General features: G+C 67.7%; 17 protein-coding genes and 1 tRNA gene. 7 read left to right on the top strand and 11 right to left on the bottom strand.

The window, feature by feature from the left end; all coding sequences use genetic code 11:
- Position 1 precedes the first annotated feature (1 nt).
- From ACX40P_RS12705 to ACX40P_RS12690, 4 genes are all read left to right on the top strand, one after another.
- Positions 2–1,084 carry a SufD family Fe-S cluster assembly protein gene (locus ACX40P_RS12705; protein WP_459126920.1) on the top strand — a complete coding sequence of 361 codons (1,083 nt, stop codon included), beginning with the start codon at positions 2–4 and terminating at the stop codon, positions 1,082–1,084.
- 298 nt (positions 1,085–1,382) lie between these two features.
- Positions 1,383–2,591 carry a cysteine desulfurase gene (locus tag ACX40P_RS12700; RefSeq protein WP_459126723.1) on the top strand — a complete coding sequence of 403 codons (1,209 nt, stop codon included), beginning with the start codon at positions 1,383–1,385 and terminating at the stop codon, positions 2,589–2,591.
- Entirely contained in the window at positions 2,588–3,043 is a 456-nt protein-coding gene (locus ACX40P_RS12695; RefSeq protein WP_459126722.1) for an SUF system Fe-S cluster assembly protein, read from the top strand. The genes ACX40P_RS12700 and ACX40P_RS12695 overlap by 4 nt, the downstream gene beginning before the upstream one ends.
- A gap of 46 nt (positions 3,044–3,089) precedes the next feature.
- Positions 3,090–3,443, top strand: a complete 354-nt coding sequence (locus ACX40P_RS12690; RefSeq protein ID WP_459126721.1) for a HesB/IscA family protein — start codon at positions 3,090–3,092, stop codon at positions 3,441–3,443.
- A 70-nt stretch (positions 3,444–3,513) separates the two neighbouring features.
- Here the strand turns inward: ACX40P_RS12690 and trhO are convergent, their stop codons facing one another.
- From trhO to ACX40P_RS12635, 11 genes are all read right to left on the bottom strand, one after another.
- The gene (gene trhO, locus ACX40P_RS12685; RefSeq protein ID WP_459126720.1) at positions 3,514–4,443 is read right to left on the bottom strand and encodes an oxygen-dependent tRNA uridine(34) hydroxylase TrhO; all 930 of its coding nucleotides are present in this window, start codon (positions 4,441–4,443) and stop codon (positions 3,514–3,516) included.
- A gap of 14 nt (positions 4,444–4,457) precedes the next feature.
- A tRNA-Phe gene (locus tag ACX40P_RS12680) sits at positions 4,458–4,533 on the bottom strand.
- Positions 4,534–4,568: 35 nt separating this feature from the next.
- Positions 4,569–4,754 (bottom strand): DNA gyrase inhibitor YacG, encoded by a 186-nt coding sequence (locus ACX40P_RS12675; protein WP_459126719.1) that lies wholly within the window; start codon positions 4,752–4,754, stop codon positions 4,569–4,571.
- Entirely contained in the window at positions 4,732–5,694 is a 963-nt protein-coding gene (locus ACX40P_RS12670) for a ribonuclease (protein WP_459126718.1), read from the bottom strand. Before ACX40P_RS12670 ends, ACX40P_RS12675 begins: the two co-directional genes overlap by 23 nt.
- The gene (locus tag ACX40P_RS12665) at positions 5,687–6,265 is read right to left on the bottom strand and encodes a Maf family protein (protein WP_459126919.1); all 579 of its coding nucleotides are present in this window, start codon (positions 6,263–6,265) and stop codon (positions 5,687–5,689) included. The genes ACX40P_RS12670 and ACX40P_RS12665 overlap by 8 nt, the downstream gene beginning before the upstream one ends.
- A 26-nt stretch (positions 6,266–6,291) precedes the next feature.
- The gene (gene infA, locus ACX40P_RS12660) at positions 6,292–6,537 is read right to left on the bottom strand and encodes a translation initiation factor IF-1 (RefSeq protein WP_026325702.1); all 246 of its coding nucleotides are present in this window, start codon (positions 6,535–6,537) and stop codon (positions 6,292–6,294) included.
- 81 nt (positions 6,538–6,618) lie between these two features.
- Entirely contained in the window at positions 6,619–8,547 is a 1,929-nt protein-coding gene (locus ACX40P_RS12655) for an alpha/beta hydrolase family protein (RefSeq protein ID WP_459126717.1), read from the bottom strand.
- 180 nt (positions 8,548–8,727) lie between these two features.
- Positions 8,728–10,896 carry a sodium-translocating pyrophosphatase gene (locus tag ACX40P_RS12650; protein ID WP_459126716.1) on the bottom strand — a complete coding sequence of 723 codons (2,169 nt, stop codon included), beginning with the start codon at positions 10,894–10,896 and terminating at the stop codon, positions 8,728–8,730.
- Between the two features lie 115 nt (positions 10,897–11,011).
- Positions 11,012–11,884: a thiamine-phosphate kinase gene (thiL, locus tag ACX40P_RS12645; RefSeq protein WP_459126715.1), complete on the bottom strand. Its 873-nt coding sequence runs from the start codon at positions 11,882–11,884 to the stop codon at positions 11,012–11,014.
- Between the two features lie 184 nt (positions 11,885–12,068).
- The gene (gene cobS / locus ACX40P_RS12640; RefSeq protein ID WP_459126714.1) at positions 12,069–13,070 is read right to left on the bottom strand and encodes a cobaltochelatase subunit CobS; all 1,002 of its coding nucleotides are present in this window, start codon (positions 13,068–13,070) and stop codon (positions 12,069–12,071) included.
- 32 nt (positions 13,071–13,102) lie between these two features.
- Positions 13,103–13,783, bottom strand: a complete 681-nt coding sequence (locus ACX40P_RS12635; RefSeq protein WP_459126713.1) for a winged helix-turn-helix transcriptional regulator — start codon at positions 13,781–13,783, stop codon at positions 13,103–13,105.
- A 73-nt stretch (positions 13,784–13,856) separates the two neighbouring features.
- Between ACX40P_RS12635 and ACX40P_RS12630 the strand changes: the two genes are divergently transcribed.
- From ACX40P_RS12630 to ACX40P_RS12620, 3 genes are all read left to right on the top strand, one after another.
- Positions 13,857–14,291, top strand: coding sequence for a VOC family protein (locus tag ACX40P_RS12630; RefSeq protein WP_459126712.1), 435 nt, complete (start codon positions 13,857–13,859; stop codon positions 14,289–14,291).
- 99 nt (positions 14,292–14,390) lie between these two features.
- Complete coding sequence (locus ACX40P_RS12625) at positions 14,391–15,095, top strand: glutathione S-transferase family protein (RefSeq protein WP_459126711.1); 705 nt, start codon at positions 14,391–14,393, stop codon at positions 15,093–15,095.
- A complete protein-coding gene (locus tag ACX40P_RS12620) occupies positions 15,092–15,805 on the top strand; it encodes a DUF1428 domain-containing protein (protein ID WP_459126710.1) in 714 nt (237 codons plus the stop codon). The genes ACX40P_RS12625 and ACX40P_RS12620 overlap by 4 nt, the downstream gene beginning before the upstream one ends.
- Positions 15,806–15,813 lie beyond the last annotated feature (8 nt).

Below are 15,813 nucleotides of genomic sequence, written 5' to 3'. Positions count from 1 at the left end.
GATGGCCACCCTCGCACTCCCCACGCGTCGCGAAGAGGCGTGGCGCTGGTCCGATCTCGACACGCTGACCGCCGCCGCCGCGACTCCCGCCAGCGGTAGCTTCGACGACCCGGGCTATTTTTTCCTCGACAGCCTCGGCCCACGCCTCGTCTTTGTCGACGGCGTCCTCGACGCGCAGGCCAGCACCCCCGGCCGCGTGGCCATCGCCCCCCTCGACCTCACGACCGACCACCCGCTCGGCAGCCGCGCGACCGGTACCGGCTGGTCGCTGACGCTCGCCCCGGGACAGGCGGAGGGGCTGATCCAGATCGTCCACGTCTCGACCGGTGGGGAGAATCACCTGCCCGCCAGCATCGTCCTGGCCGAGGATGCGGTGGCGAGCATCGTCGAGACCTATGTCGGCACCGGCTGGGCCAACCGCCTGACCCGGATCGAGCTCGCCAAAGCCGCGCGGCTGCAACGCGCGGTGCGCATCCTGCACGACGGCGGCTTCGTGTCGTTGCGGGACGAGGCGCAGGTGGGCGAGGGCGCGAGTCTCGTCACCACCTTGCTCGGTGCGGGCGGCATGGGCACGCGCATCGACGGTGCGATCACGGTGACGGGCGATGCCGGCTATGCCGAGATGGGCGGCGCGCTGCTGACCCGCGAGCGCCAGCGCCAGGAATGCGCCGTGCGCGTCCGTCACGCCTCGGTCGGCGGCTCCAGCCACCAGACGTGGCGCGCGGTCGCCACCGACGTGTCGACCGTCAGCCTCGCCGCCGCGGTCGAGGTCGCGCGCGATGCGCAGAAGACCGACGGCGAACAGTCGCTGCGCGGCCTGCTGCTGAACCGCACCGCGACGGTGAACCTGAAGCCCGAGCTGGAGATCTTCGCCGACGACGTGAAATGCGCGCACGGCGCCACGGTCGGCGAACTCGACCGCAAGGCGCTGTTCTACATGGAAAGCCGCGGCATCACCCCGCCGCGCGCGCGTGCGCTGATGACGAAGGCGTTCGTCGCGGACTCGCTCGACCGGATCGGCGACGAGGCGGTGCGCGAGGCATTCGCGGCGGATGCCGATGCGTGGCTGGAGCGCGCGTTGTGATGCATGCGGCACCAATCCTCCCCGGCACGGGGAGGGGGACCGTCGGCGCAGCCGGTGGTGGAGGGGGGGCGCCGCGAGCGCATCGCCCGTGGCCCGCCCCCTCCACCGCCTTCGGCGGTCCCCCTCCCCGTGCCGGGGAGGATAAGGGCGCTGTCCTACACGCCCCCCATCTGCCACACCGCACGCCATGCCACGCATCGCGCTCCGCAGTATCCCCCGCAGCATGCGCCACTAACCCCTCCGAAGGTTCCGAGATGCGTCGTTTTCCCGGAACCTTCGCCACCTTCGGAGGCCGCGCATGAGTCGCGCCGACGCCCGCCCGCTCGACACGCTGGCCGACTTCCCGGCGATTCCCGCCGGCTGGGCGTATCTCGACACCGCCGCCACCGCGCAGAAGCCGCAAGCCGTGATCGACGCGATCACCCGCGCCTATGGGCAGGATTATGCGACGGTGCATCGCGGCGTCTATCAACGTTCGGCCGACATGACGCTGGCGTACGAGGCCGCCCGCCGCCGCGTCGCCGCCTTCATCGGCGGGCGCGAGGAGGAGGTCGTCTTCGTCCGTGGCGCGACCGAGGGGATCAACCTCGTCGCGCAGAGCTGGGCCGGCAGTCAGCTTCGGGCCGGCGACCGCATCCTGCTCTCCGCGCTCGAGCATCATTCGAACATCGTGCCGTGGCAGATGGTGGCGGAGCGGGTCGGCGCGCACATCGACGTTGCCCCGCTGACCGACGATCACCGTATCGATCTCGATGCGGTGGAGGCGATGCTGACCCCGGCGCACAAGCTGGTCGCGCTGTCGCACGTCTCGAACGTGCTCGGCTCTGTCCTCGATATCCGCCGCGCCGCGACCCTCGCTCACGCGGTCGGTGCGAAGCTGCTGGTCGACGGCTGCCAGGCGGTGGCGCGGCTGCCGGTCGATGTGGCGGCGTCGGGTTGCGACTTCTACGTCTTCTCGGGGCACAAGCTCTACGGCCCGACCGGCATCGGCGTGCTGTGGGCGCGTCACGCGCTGCTCGACGCGATGCCGCCGTGGCAGGGCGGCGGGTCGATGATCGACCGCGTGACCTTCGAGAAGACGACCTACGCGCCCATACCGACGCGGTTCGAGGCGGGGACGCCGCATATCGTCGGCGTCGTCGGCCTCCATGCCGCGATCGATTACGTGGATGGGCTGGGGCTCGACGCGATCCATGCGCATGAAACCGCGCTGGTGACCGCCGCACGCGATGCGCTGTCGCAGATCAACTCGGTCACCCTCTATGGCCCCGACGACAGCGCCGGCATCGTCAGTTTCGCGGTGGAGGGGGTGCATCCACACGACATCGGCACCATCTTGGACGAAAGCCGGGTGGCGATTCGCGCCGGTCACCATTGCGCGCAGCCGCTGATGGACCGGCTGGGCGTGCCGGCGACCGCGCGCGCCAGCTTCGGCGTGTACAACAGTCTCGACGACGTCGCCGCGCTGGCGAAGGGGATCGAGCGGGTAACGAGGATTTTCGGATGAGCGATCGGTTCGCCACCCAGGAAGTGGACGCGGTGACGGCACCGCCGAAGGCCCGCGTCGAGGACGCGGTCGAGGCACCGCGCGAGCGCGACTATCTGTCGGGCTTCCTCGCGCAGAAGCCGCAGGGGCTGGCGCCGGGCGAGCCGGGCGGCGAGGTGTATGAAGGCATCATCGCGGCGCTGAAGGACATCTTCGACCCCGAGATCCCGGTCAACATCTACGAACTCGGCCTGATCTACGGCGTGGAGGTCGGCGATGACGGCCATGCGGTGGTCATGATGACGCTGACCACGCCGCACTGCCCGGTCGCCGAATCGATGCCCGCCGAGGTCGAACTGCGCGTCGGCGCGGTGCCCGGCGTCGGCACGGTGGACGTCAATCTCGTCTGGGATCCGCCGTGGGATCCGTCCAAGATGTCGGACGAAGCGAAGCTCGAACTGGGCATGCTATGACGGTTTCGATCGAAGTGGTACTTCGATCGAGTTTGGGAATTTGGTGATGGCAACGACACTTCGCACACGTCCCGCAGCGCTGACGCTGACCGAGGGTGCCGAACGGCGCATCGCCGACCTGATGGCGAAGGCGCCGGAAGGGACTGTCGGCGTCAAACTCTCGACCCCGCGCCGCGGCTGTTCGGGCCTCGCCTACTCGGTCGACTATGTCAGCGAAGCCGCACCGTTCGACGAGGCGATCGCGACGCCCGGCGGCATGTTCTACGTCGACGGCGCATCGGTGCTCTACCTCATCGGATCGACGATGGACTGGGTGGAGGACGATTTCACCGCCGGCTTCGTCTTCGCCAATCCGAACGCGAAGGGTGCGTGCGGCTGCGGGGAAAGCTTCACCGTCTGACGCGGTGTCCGCGGGCTGTCCTACATCGACGGCGCGTGCTTGAAGCCACGCCGCTCCTTGAACCCGCCGCTCAATCGTTCGGATAGCGCGCGCCGACATGCCGCTCGCCGCGCGCTTCGGCCAGCTTCACCTGCCGCGCGCGTTCGGCATAGCGCGCCTGCGTTTCCGCATCGCGCGCGTTGTGGCAGGCGGGGCAGCTGACGCCTTCGACATAGTGCGGCGAGGCGCGCTGCTCCGGGCTGACCGGCATGCGGCACCCGTGACACAGGCTGTGGCTGCCCTGCGTCAGGCCGTGGCCGACCGCGACGCGCTCGTCGAACACGAAGCATTCGCCGTGCCACAGGCTCTCCGCCGGCGGCACGCTCTCCAGATAGCCGAGGATGCCGCCCTTCAGGTGGCGGACGTCGGCGATTCCTTCCGCCTTCAGCAGCGCGGTCGCCTTCTCGCAACGGATGCCGCCGGTGCAGAACATCGCGACCGTCTTCCCCTCCAGCTGCTCCCGGTTGGCGCGGAACCAGGCCGGGAAGTCGCGGAAGCTTGGCGTCGCCGGGTCGATCGCCCCGTCGAAGCTGCCGATCGCGACCTCATAATCGTTGCGCGTATCGACGACGACCGTCGCCGGATCGGTGATCAGCGCGTTCCAGTCGGCAGGCAGGACATAGGCACCGGTCGCGGTCGGATCGATGGTCGGCTCGCCCATCGTCACGATCTCACGCTTCGGCCGCACCTTCATCCGGTGGAACGGCCGCTCCGCGCAGCGCGATTCGCGGACCTCCAGATCGTCGCACCCCGGCAGCGCGCAGATGTGCGCCAGCACTGCGTCGATCGCGCCGTCGTCACCGGCGATGGTGCCATTGATTCCCTCCGGCGCCAGCAGCAGCGTGCCGCAGACGCCCTCCGCCTCGCACAGCGCCAGCAGCGGCGGGCGCACGGCGACGACGTCCAGCGGCGTGAAACGGTACAGCGCCACGACGCGGAAAGGGAGGGCGGGATCGGTCATCGAAAAGGGGGAAATGGTGCCCGGGGACGGGGTCGAACCGCCGACACTGCGATTTTCAGTCGCATGCTCTACCAACTGAGCTACCCGGGCATCCGCAGCGACATGGCCGCGAAAGAGCGCTGCCTTTAGTCGTGGGTTTCGAGGCTGTCCAGCCCCTGCGGGTCGACCGGCGGGCCGGGAACGCGATAACCTTCGCCCAGCCATTGCAGCAGGTCGCGATCGCGACAGCCCTGGCCGCAGAACGGGTGGTGAGCGGGGGATGCCGGCGCCTTGCAGAGCGGGCAGAGATTACGCGAAGCGGGCCTGGACATGGCCGCCGGATATGGCGAGCGCGGGGTCGCCCCGCAAGGCGACCGGCGCACCGAGCGTCGTCGACAGCGCCGCGATCCAGGCCGGATCGATCGCGGCTAGGACGGCCGGGTGCGCGGTCAGCGTCCGCTCGCCGGTGCCGCGGTCGCGCTCCGCCCGGCGCAGCAGCGCGCGGGCATGAGCGAGCGCACCGTCACCTGCAAAGACCTCGACCACCGACCGGCGGCGGCGCGGGCGCACGATCTGGACGAAGCCGAAGCCGTTGACGGCGGTCCGCTCGAACGGCTGGGGCAGGACATCGTCGATGGCGGCAGCCGCCGCCTGCCGGGCCACCTTGCCGGCCGCGGTCGGCAGGTCGATGCCGATCGATCCGCCGATATCGAGCCGCCGAATCGCCTGCGCGGCGGCACGCGCGCCCTCGACGGCCAGCGTGTCGGCGTTCGCCCAGCCATCGACGTCGATCAACGTCATGGCCGGGGTAGCGTGGAACGACAATGCCCCGCCGCTGAAGGCGACGGTCCGGCTCGCCGCTTCCTCCAGCAGTTCGGACCAGCCCGCTGCCTCCAACACATCCGCGTCGGTCGCGCGCAACACGCGGCCGGCGGGCAGCGCATCGGGCAGCGGTGCGTCGGCGCGGGCGGGGCGGGCCAGCGCCCGCTTGGGCTTGCCGACTTCGGGCAGCGCCGGGCGGACGATTTCCAGCGCGAACGTCGCTCCCTGCGTGACGCCGGCGGGCAGGAGAGAGACCAGCGCTTCGCCATCGGCCCAAGCGGCGATCCCTTGATTGCGTTCGGGCATGCGGGCGATCAGGCGGGCTTCGAGCCGCGTCCCGGCAACCAGCTCACCGTCCGGCAGGATGCGCGCTTCGACGACGCGGCCATCTTCGATCAGCGCGGCGCGGGTCTCACCGAGCCCCGCCTCGACGACCCAGCGATCAGTCAAGCGCAACCCCACTGGCCGCCAGCAGCGCGCGGGTTTCGAACAGCGGCAGGCCGACGACGGCCGAATGGCTGCCCGACAGGAAGCGGACGAAGGCCTCGGCCCGACCCTGGATGGCATAGCCGCCGGCCTTGCCCATCCCCTCGCCGCTGGCGACATAGCCGTCGATCTCGGCATCGCTCAGCCGCTTGAATGCAACGATAGTGGTCGCCGAGCGCAGCCGCACACGCCCCTCGCGGTCGATCACGCAGACGCCCGAGATGCAGCGGTGCCGCCGCCCGGACAGCAGCGCGAGCATGCGGCGCAGATCGCCCTCGTCGATCGGCTTCTCCAGGATGCGGCGGCCGACCGCGACGGTGGTATCGCCGGCCAGCACGATCTCCTGCGGCCCGCGCGGCACCGCCCGCGCCTTCACCTCGGCGAGTCGGACGACATAGTCGACGGGTGGCTCGCCCTTCAGCGGGGTCTCGTCGACATCGGGCGCAGCGATGCGCGCCGGCACGACGCCGATCCGCGCGAGCAGTTCCAGCCGGCGCGGTGACGTCGATGCGAGGACGAGCGACGGCGCGGAGATCGCAGACTCGCCGGTATCAGGCGCGCTTATTGCGGCCCCGGGCCGCCGCGGCCCGGCATGAAGCGATAGGTGATGCGGCCCTTGGTCAGGTCGTACGGAGTCAGCTCGACCAGCACCTCGTCGCCGACGAGGACGCGGATGCGGTTCTTGCGCATCTTGCCTGCGGTGTGGCCGAGAATCTCGTGATCGTTCTCCAGCCGCACGCGGAACATCGCGTTGGGCAGAAGCTCGACCACCTGGCCGCGCATTTCGAGCAGTTCTTCCTTGGCCAAACAAAAACCTCTTGTGAATTCTGGAATAAAAGCAGGCCGCGCCCTTACTCCGCAAGCGCGGAAAAGGGAAGGGCGGCCGCCTCAGGCTGGATTATGCTTGTCGAGGAACGTCTGCAGCGCGCGCAGAAACTCCAGCCGGTCCTCGCTGCGCGTGAAATGATGGTCGCCCAGCGGCTGTTCGATATAGGTGACGTCGCGCCGCGTTTCGCGCAGCCGTTCGGCCATTTCGCGCGACTGGGCGATCGGCACGACGGTGTCCGCCTTGCCGTGGACCAGCAGCAGCGGAATTGCCGACTTCTCGGGCGTGGCGATCGGAGACACCGCGCGGAAATCGGTTGCCTGCATTTTCAGCCAGTCGCTGCGCGCGCCGGAATTCAGGAACTGCGAGTCATAACGCCTCAGCCGTGCGAGATCGGACACGCCGGCATAGGACACTGCACACCGATAGACGGTCGGATCGCGCTGTGCCGCGCGCATCGCGGCATATCCGCCATAGGAGGCGCCGATGATGCAGACTCGCTTGGGATCGACGATCCCGTCCTTTGCCAGCTGTGCGATCGCGTCGTTCAGGTCGTCCTGCATCGCGAGACCCCATTGGCCCTGACCCTTCAACGTGAAGTTGGTGCCGTAGCCGGACGACCCGCGATAATTCGGCTGCACGACGGCATAGCCGCGCTCGGCGAGATACTGGGTCCACCAGTCCCAATCCTCGCTGTCACGCGCAAAGGGGCCACCGTGGGGCATGACGATCAGCGGCAGGCTCGTCGACTTGCCGCGCGGCAGGGTCAGCACCGCGGCGATCTCCAGCCCGTCGCGCGCCTTGTAGCGGATCGTCCTGACCGGGTTCAGCCGCGCGCTGCGGATCGCGCTGTTGGCATAGGCGAGCAACCGCATGTCCTTGCTGGCGCGATCGTAGAGGAAATAAGCGCCCGGCGAATTGGCCGCCCCGATGTCGACGATCGCTCGGCCGTGGTCGCGGCTGAAGTTGAGGATGGCGACCTGCCCGTTCTTCACAAAGCCTTGCACCTCGGCCTGCATGGCGATCAGATCGGGATCGATCCATTCGGTGCGTGCGCTGTCGTCACGATAGACGACGCCCGCCAGCGCATCGCCGGCATCGTTCTCGACGTAGCCGCCGAGGTCGAACCCCTTGCTGCCGTAGAGACGCTTGCCGAGCTCCAGCTTGGTGAGGTCGTATTCGTAGAGGCCGCTGAAGCCGTCGGCATCGTCGGCCATCGCCAGCGCCTTGCCGGGTTCGGCCAGGAACATCGCCGGGACGGTGTAACTGTCGCGGTTGGTCCGGGCCTTCACGATTGTCTTGAAGTCCGCGTTGGCGGCGTTGCGATAGAGGACGCGCGTCTGGCGGCCGTCGAGCGACCGTCCGATGCCCATGCGGACGACGCCCTTGCCATCGGCGATCCAGCTCATCACGCCTTGTTCCGGGTTCACCACACGCTTGGACTTGCCCGTCGCGACATCGACCTCGTCCACTTGCGGCCAGAAGCCGGCGTCCTCGGTGAAGATCGAGGTCTGATAGGCAAGCAGGATGCGCGACGAACCGTCGCGCGCGGTCCAAATCACGTCGTCCGCGCCCTGTGCGGCGTTGCGGGTGACGAGGGGCACGATCTTGCCGTCCTGCACGCCTACGCCGACCGCGCGACGGATATACCATTCGCCCGCGGTCGGTACCGGCACTTTGCCGCCCGTTCCGGCGACCAGCCAGTCGTCGTTGACCCAACGCCACCAATTGAGGTCGTTGTTTCCAGTCGCGATCAGTCGCGGGGGCGCAGCGCCGTCGACCGACAGGATCGCGAGGTAGAGCTTGCCTTTCACGGCGACCTGAGCCGCAAAGCGCTTGCCGTCGGGCGAGAGTTTGGGACCGACCAGCGCCGGCAATTCGGCGAATTGCTCGATCGGACGGCCCGAGGCCGGCTGAACCGGCGCAGGCGTCTGTGCGGTGGTTGCCGCGGCGGCCGAGAGACCGACGATGGCGAGAACCAAAAGCTTCATGCGATCCACTGTGCATCCCCCTTGCACGATCTGAAGAGATGCTAGGTCGGCGACCGCTGACGATCAACGGGATTGGTATGACGTTTCAGCCGACCGTGTATCATGGCGAACCGGTCGCCGCTTTGCATCGGGGAATGAGGACCAGCCGGCCGGCATCAAGCGCCGGCCGGCTGGTCGGGATCATCCAGCCCCGCCCGCGAGTGCTGCCAGCAGTAGCAGCGCGACGATGTTGGTGATCTTTATCATCGGGTTCACGGCCGGGCCCGCCGTGTCCTTGTACGGATCGCCCACGGTGTCGCCGGTCACCGCGGCCTTGTGCGCCTCGCTGCCCTTGCCGCCGTGGTTACCGTCCTCGATGTACTTCTTGGCATTGTCCCACGCGCCGCCGCCGCTGGTCATCGAGATGGCGACGAACAGGCCGGAGACGATCACGCCGAGCAGCATCGCACCAAGCGATGCGAAGCCCTGACCCTGGCCGGCGACCGCGGTGACGATGAAGTAGACCGCGATCGGCGACACCACCGGGAGCAGCGACGGGATTATCATCTCCTTGATCGCCGCGCGCGTCACGATGTCGACGGTGCGAGCGTAGTTGGGACGGCTGGTGCCGGCCATAATGCCCGGATCGTCGCGGAACTGGTCGCGCACGTCCTGCACCACGCTGCCCGCGGCGCGGCCGACCGCGGTCATGCCGAACGCGCCGAACAGATAGGGCAGCAGCGCGCCGAGCAGCAGCCCGACGATGACGTAAGGATTGCTGAGCGAGAAATCCACGGTGACGGTCGGGAAGAACTCCTTCAGGTCGGTCGTATACGCCCCGAACAGCACCAGCGCCGCGAGCGCCGCGGAGCCGATCGCATAGCCCTTCGTCACCGCCTTCGTCGTATTGCCGACCGCGTCGAGCGCGTCGGTGCGATGCCGTACCTCGTCGGGCAATCCCGCCATCTCGGCGATGCCGCCGGCATTGTCGGTGACGGGGCCATAGGCGTCGAGCGCCACGACCATCCCGGCCAGCGCCAGCAGCGATGTCGCCGCGAAGGCGACGCCGATGATCCCGGCGAGCTGATAGGTCGCGATCACCGCGACGACGATGACGAGCGTCGGCAGTGCGGTCGATTCCAGGCTGATCGCCAGCCCCTGAATGACGTTGGTGCCGTGGCCGGTTTCCGACGCCTTGGCGATCGACTTCACCGGTCGATAGCTTGTGCCGGTGTAATATTCGGTGATCCACACCAGCAAGCCGGTGACGACCAGCCCGATCATCATGCACCAGACGAGGTCCATGCCGGTGAAGCTCTGTCCCGGCACGGCTTCAGCGCCCAGCACGGCTTCGGTCGTCAGCGTGTCGGTCGCGCTTTCGAGGAAGCCCGCGCCGCCGATCGTGGCGTTGAGGTCGCCCAGCACATAGCCGCTGACGAAATAGATCGCGATCGCGGACAGCGCGACAGTGACCCAGAATCCTTTGTACAGCGCGCCCATGATCGAACCCTTCGATCCCAGCCGCACGAAATAGGTGCCGATGATCGAGGTGATGATGCACGCGCCGCCGACGAGCAGCGGCAGGCTCATCAGCGCGAGGAGGTCGGCGGAGGATGCTTTTACCAGCAGGGCGATCGATACCATCGTCAGGCCGATGGTGACGACATATGTCTCGAACAAGTCTGCGGCCATGCCGGCGCAGTCACCGACATTGTCGCCCACATTGTCGGCGATGACCGCGGGGTTGCGGGGATCGTCCTCCGGAATCCCGGCCTCGACCTTGCCGACCAGATCGGCGCCGACGTCGGCCGCCTTGGTGAAGATGCCGCCGCCCAGTCGCGCGAAGATCGAGATGAGCGATGCGCCGAACGCCAGCGCCGTCAGCGCCTCGACGATCTCGCGATCGTTGGGGGCAAGGCCAGCGGGACCGACAAGATAGCCGAAGATGCCGGCGATCGAGAGCAGGCCGAGCCCAGCGACCAGCATGCCGGTGATGGCGCCGGAGCGGAAGGCGAGGGTCAGGCCGCCTTGCAGGGAGGTGCGTGCCGCCTCGGCGGTACGGACGTTGGCGCGGACCGAGATGTTCATGCCGACATAACCGGCCACGCCCGACAGCACGGCCCCGATGAGGAAGCCGACCAGTGAGACCGTGCCGAGCGCGAAGTAGAGGATGAACGCGACGACGACGCCGACGACCGCGATGGTGGTGTACTGGCGGCCCAGATAGGCCTTCGCCCCCTCCTGGATCGCGGCGGCGATATCCTGCATCTTCGCGTCGCCGGCGGGCGCGCGCAACACCTGCATACTCGTCAGCGCACCATAGAGTACGGCCACGATGCCGCACGCGATGGCCAGATAAATGATGGTCATGTCCTGCCTCTCCCCGAGCAATGTCTGTCTTGCGAGGCGGCCCGACGCTGCCGGTCGGGTCCGCGGAACATGGCGAGCCTATGGAACCCCTGCGAAAACGCAAGCGGCGTGGCAATCAGTCGTGCTGCCAGCCGAGTGAGGCGGGGAGGGGGAGAGGGCGGCGGTGGTCGGTGAGCGAGAGGTCGGCACCGGATTGCATTTCGCCGATACGCGTCGCCGGAACGGGCGGAATGTCATGGGCGGGGAGGGTGAAGAGCAGTTCGTAATCGTCGCCGGCGGTCGCGGCGGCCAGCGCGTCGCCGCCCCATCCGCGATAGGCGTCGGACAACGGCACCGCGTCGAGCGCGATCATGACCCCGCATCCGCTGGCGGCCGCCAGCCGCTGTGCGTCGATCAGCAGGCCGTCCGACACGTCCATCATCGCGGTGACATGGGGGGCGAGCGCGACGCCTTCCGCCAGCCGGGGCGTCGGTCGGCGATAGCGCGCGAGCAGTTTGCCCGGTCCCTTGGCCCCTTGCGCGATGGCCAGCCCGGCACCGGCGTCGCCGATCGTGCCGGTCACCCACAGCGCTTCGCCGGCCCGGGCGCCGCTGCGGGTCGGTGAGACGGCGGCGCGTCCGATCGCGGTCAGCGCGAAGCTGCGCCCGCCCGAGACGGTGTCGCCGCCGAGCAGCGGGCAGTCGAAGGCGCGCAGAACTTCGCCCAGACCATCGAGGAAGGCGGCATCCCACGCATCGTCGCGGAGCGGATAGCCGAGCAGCACCCCCTCCGGCACTGCGCCCTTCGCCGCCAAATCGGACAGGTTGGTGGCGACCAGTTTCCACGCGACATCGGCGGCAGGATCGGTGGCGAGGAAGTGGATGCCCTCGACGATCATGTCGGTAGTGAGGACGAGCTCGCCGAGCCGCGCCGCATCGTCGCGCAGGTCGAGCGCGCCGGGGTGCAGCGGGAGGATGCGCAGGCGGGCGATGAAGTCGGCTTCGGTCATGCGATCTTCTCTCCTCCCTTGTGAAGGGAGGGGTCGGGGGTGGGTGGGTATGAAGCGAACGCTTCGCCCACCCTCGGGCCGACCCACCCCCAGTGTCAGGTAAACAGCGCCCCGCGCTGTTTAGGTCAAGCCGGGGGCTTGACCGACCTGACACTCCTCCCTTGTCCAGGGAGGGGAAAAAAGGTCATGCCTTCGCCACCACGCTCTCGGGCAGATCCTTGCCGAACACACGCTGGTAGTACTCGGCAACAAGCGCACGCTCCGCTTCGTCGCACTTGTTCAGGAACGACAGGCGGAAGGCAAAGCCGACGTCCTTGAAGATCTCGGCATTCTGCGCCCAGGTGATAACGGTGCGCGGGCTCATCACGGTCGAGATGTCACCGTTGATGAACCCGCGCCGGGTCAGTTCGGCGACGCGCACCATGTTCTCGACCAGATCCTTGCCGCCGGGCTTGTCGTAGTCGCCCGACTTGGCGAGCACGATCCGCGCCTCGGTCGCGGCGGGCAGGTAGTTGAGCGTAACGACGATGTTCCAGCGGTCCATCTGACCCTGGTTGATCTGCTGCGTGCCGTGATACAGGCCGGAGGTGTCGCCCAGACCGACGGTGTTGGCGGTGGCGAACAGGCGGAAGAACGGGTTCGGCCGGATCACGCGGTTCTGGTCGAGCAATGTCAGCTTGCCCTCCGTTTCCAGCACGCGCTGGATCACGAACATCACGTCCGGGCGGCCGGCGTCATATTCGTCGAAAACGAGCGCGGTCGGCGTCTGGAGCGCCCAGGGGAGCAGGCCCTCGCGGAATTCGGTGATCTGCTGACCGTCCTTCAGCACGATCGCGTCGCGGCCGATCAGATCGATGCGGCTGATGTGCGCGTCGAGGTTGATGCGGATGCATGGCCAGTTGAGGCGGGCGGCGACCTGTTCGATGTGCGTCGACTTGCCGGTGCCGTGATAGCCCTGCACCATCACGCGGCGGTTGAACGCGAAGCCAGCCAGGATCGCGAGCGTCGTGTCGGCGTCGAACACATAGGCGGGATCGAGGTCCGGCACGCGTTCGTCGGCGACGCTGAACGACGGCACCTCCATATCGATGTCGATGCCGAACACGTCGCGCACCGACTTCGTCTGGTCGGGTGCGTCGAGGATGGTCGTGTCGCGGCTGTCTGGCTGGATCGCGGTATCGGTCATGCGGTCGCTTTAGAGGAACCGCCCGCGCCGGTTCAATCGGCGATCTGCTCGGGCAGCGCGAAAAGGTCGATGAAGCGCTGCGCCAGCGTGCGGTCGCCGCTGAACGTCAGCGCGCCTGCCGCCTCCGCCTCCCCGAGCGGCCATTTGACGTAGACGATCGCAGCGAGCGTCGAGGGCGCGCAGGTGAAGGTCATGTCGGCGTCGTCCAATTCCCCGCGCACGACGTCGAGTCCGGCCGGGGTCAGCGAGGCGGCGAACGCATCATCCGGAAAGCGGAAGGCGATCCGCATGTCGGGGACGTCGCGGTCGTGCGGCAGCATCGTCCGCAGCGAGAGCATCGCCGAGGCGGGCGAGAAGAACAGCGTCGGATCGTGCCGGCGCGACCGCGTCGCCCAGCGGCCCATCGTCTGCAGCATCGGTTCGATCTCGTAGCCCCAGGGTGTGAGCTCGTAGACCTGCGCGTTGACGGGGGAGGGCAGGCGCCGCTTCGTCACCATCCCGTTCGCCTCGAGCCCCTCCAGCCGCTGCGTCAGGATGTTCGCGCTGATACCGGGCAGGTTGGCGCGCAGTTCGCCGAAGCGGCGGCCGCCGAACATCATCTCGCGCAGGATCAGCAGCGACCAGCGTTCGCCGACGAATTCGAGCGCCATCGCGGTGCCGCAGGCATCGTCGTACCAACGCTTCCCCTCTTTAGTTATCTTTTCTGACTCCATGGTTGCTTTTAATAACTCGCGAGCGCATCCAAGGCAAACGATGATTCGCAATTGAAGCCGAGGAGAGACCGACATGCCGAAAGAGATCTTCGTCAATCTGCCCGTCACCGACGTGGCCCGCTCGACCGCTTTCTATCAGGCGCTGGGATTCGAGAAGAACGACATGTTCTCCAACGAACAGGCGTCGGCGATGACCTGGTCCGATGGAATTGCGGTGATGCTGCTCGACACGACGTTCTATGTGACCTTCACGCCCAAGCGGATCATCGACGCGCACAGCGAAACCGGCGTGCTGCTGGCCCTCGCCTTCGACAGCCGGGCGGAGGTCGACACGATCACCGATGCGGCGATCGCGGCGGGCGGGCGCGAGGCGCATGATCCGGAAGACGAAGGCTACATGTACAGCCGCGCTTTCGAGGATCCGGACGGCCACGGCTGGGGTCCGTTCTTCATGGACATGGACGCGGCGAAGACGGCGTTTGCAGCCGACGCACCCGCAGACGCATGATGAGCGCGCGGCGCAGCGTCGGCTTCGGAGTCGTCGCGTTCGTCGTGACGGCACTGGCCATCGCCTGCCACGCGCCGATCGCCTGAAGGAGAGGATGTGATGACGATCACCATCACCGCATTCGACTGGGTACCCGATTTCGCGAAGGGGCAGGTCCGCGACCTGCGCGTGCGCTGGGCGCTGGAGGAAGTCGGGCAACGCTATGACGTCCGCTATCTGCCGCAGGGCGCGCAAAAGGCCGATCCGCACCGCATGCGCCAGCCGTTCGGTCAGGTGCCGACCTATGAGGAGGGCGACCTGACGCTCTTCGAATCGGGTGCCATCGTATTCCACATCGCCGAGCGGTTCGGCGGTCTGCTGCCGGCCGATCCGGCGGCGCGGGCGCGGGCGGTCGAGTGGATGTTCGCGGCGCTCAATACGCTGGAGCCGCCGATCATGGATCATTCGATCGCGACGATCTTCGAGGCAGGCAAGCCCTGGTCGAAGCCGCGACTGCCCGCCATCGCGGCGCGGATCGACGAGCGGCTGGGCGAACTGGCGCGGCGGCTGGGCGAGCGCGAGTGGCTCGACGGCGGCGACTTCACCGCGGGCGATCTGCTGACGGTCGCGGTGCTGCGGATCATCGATGGCAGCGACATGCTGGCGAAACATCCAACGCTTATCGCCTATGTGGAGCGTGGCACCGCGCGGCCGGCGTTCGGGCGGGCGCTGGAGGCGCAGATGGCGGGCTTCACCGGATCGCCGCCGCCCGGCTTTGCCGACTGGCTCGCCAAACAGAAGCAGCACGAAGGAGAGACGGCATGACCTATATCGAAGGCTTCATCACGCCCGTACCGACGGCGAAGAAGGACGCGTATCTCGCCCATGCCGAAGCCGCGCGGGCGCTGTTCGAGGAATTCGGCGTCCGCCGCATGGTCGAGACCTGGGGCGACGATATTCCCGAGGGCAAGGTCACCGACTTCGCGCGCGCCGTACAGAAGAATGAGGGCGAGACCATCGTCTTCAGTTGGTTCGAATATCCCGACAAGACCGCGCGCGATGCCGCGAACGCGAAGATGATGGCCGATCCGCGGATGGAGGAGATGGCGAAGGACATGCCCTTCGACGGAAGTCGCATGATCTATGGCGGGTTCGATTCGATCGTCGACGAGGGATCGGACCGGGGCGGTTATATCGATGGCTTCATCGCGCCGGTGAAACCGGAGAAGCGCGACGCCTATCTGGCGATGGCGACGAAGGCCGCGCCGATCTTTCGCGAATATGGCGCGGTGCGGATCGTCGAGGGCTGGGGCGACGACGTGCCGGAAGGAAAAGTCACCGACTATCGGCGATCGGTGCAGGCGGAAGGTGACGAGAACGTCGTCTTCTCCTGGATCGAATGGCCCGACCGCGCGACGCGCGACGCCGGTTGGGCGAAGGTGATGGCCGACGAGCGGATGCAGCCCGAGGGTGAGCAACCGTTCGACGGCAAGCGCATGTTCTGGGGCGGATTCCTGCCCATCCTCGACCGGTAAGGAGAGCG

It is taken from the genome of Sphingomonas sp. RS2018 (assembly GCF_054489605.1).
Note: the sequence above shows the minus strand (reverse complement) of the source record. Positions and strands in the feature narration are given on the sequence as shown.

Bases quoted from the DNA above. Each gene is read 5' to 3' on its own strand.
- ACX40P_RS12620 (WP_459126710.1), top strand. From the start codon at position 15,092: ATGACCTATATCGAAGGCTTCATCACGCCCGTACCGACGGCGAAGAAG.
- ACX40P_RS12650 (WP_459126716.1), bottom strand. From the start codon at position 10,896: ATGACCATCATTTATCTGGCCATCGCGTGCGGCATCGTGGCCGTACTC.
- ACX40P_RS12625 (WP_459126711.1), top strand. From the start codon at position 14,391: ATGACGATCACCATCACCGCATTCGACTGGGTACCCGATTTCGCGAAG.
- ACX40P_RS12655 (WP_459126717.1), bottom strand. From the start codon at position 8,547: ATGAAGCTTTTGGTTCTCGCCATCGTCGGTCTCTCGGCCGCCGCGGCA.
- cobS (WP_459126714.1), bottom strand. From the start codon at position 13,070: ATGACCGATACCGCGATCCAGCCAGACAGCCGCGACACGACCATCCTC.
- trhO (WP_459126720.1), bottom strand. From the start codon at position 4,443: ATGACCGATCCCGCCCTCCCTTTCCGCGTCGTGGCGCTGTACCGTTTC.
- ACX40P_RS12700 (WP_459126723.1), top strand. From the start codon at position 1,383: ATGAGTCGCGCCGACGCCCGCCCGCTCGACACGCTGGCCGACTTCCCG.
- ACX40P_RS12630 (WP_459126712.1), top strand. From the start codon at position 13,857: ATGCCGAAAGAGATCTTCGTCAATCTGCCCGTCACCGACGTGGCCCGC.
- ACX40P_RS12675 (WP_459126719.1), bottom strand. From the start codon at position 4,754: ATGTCCAGGCCCGCTTCGCGTAATCTCTGCCCGCTCTGCAAGGCGCCG.
- ACX40P_RS12635 (WP_459126713.1), bottom strand. From the start codon at position 13,783: ATGGAGTCAGAAAAGATAACTAAAGAGGGGAAGCGTTGGTACGACGAT.
- thiL (WP_459126715.1), bottom strand. From the start codon at position 11,884: ATGACCGAAGCCGACTTCATCGCCCGCCTGCGCATCCTCCCGCTGCAC.
- ACX40P_RS12690 (WP_459126721.1), top strand. From the start codon at position 3,090: ATGGCAACGACACTTCGCACACGTCCCGCAGCGCTGACGCTGACCGAG.
- ACX40P_RS12695 (WP_459126722.1), top strand. From the start codon at position 2,588: ATGAGCGATCGGTTCGCCACCCAGGAAGTGGACGCGGTGACGGCACCG.
- ACX40P_RS12705 (WP_459126920.1), top strand. From the start codon at position 2: ATGGCCACCCTCGCACTCCCCACGCGTCGCGAAGAGGCGTGGCGCTGG.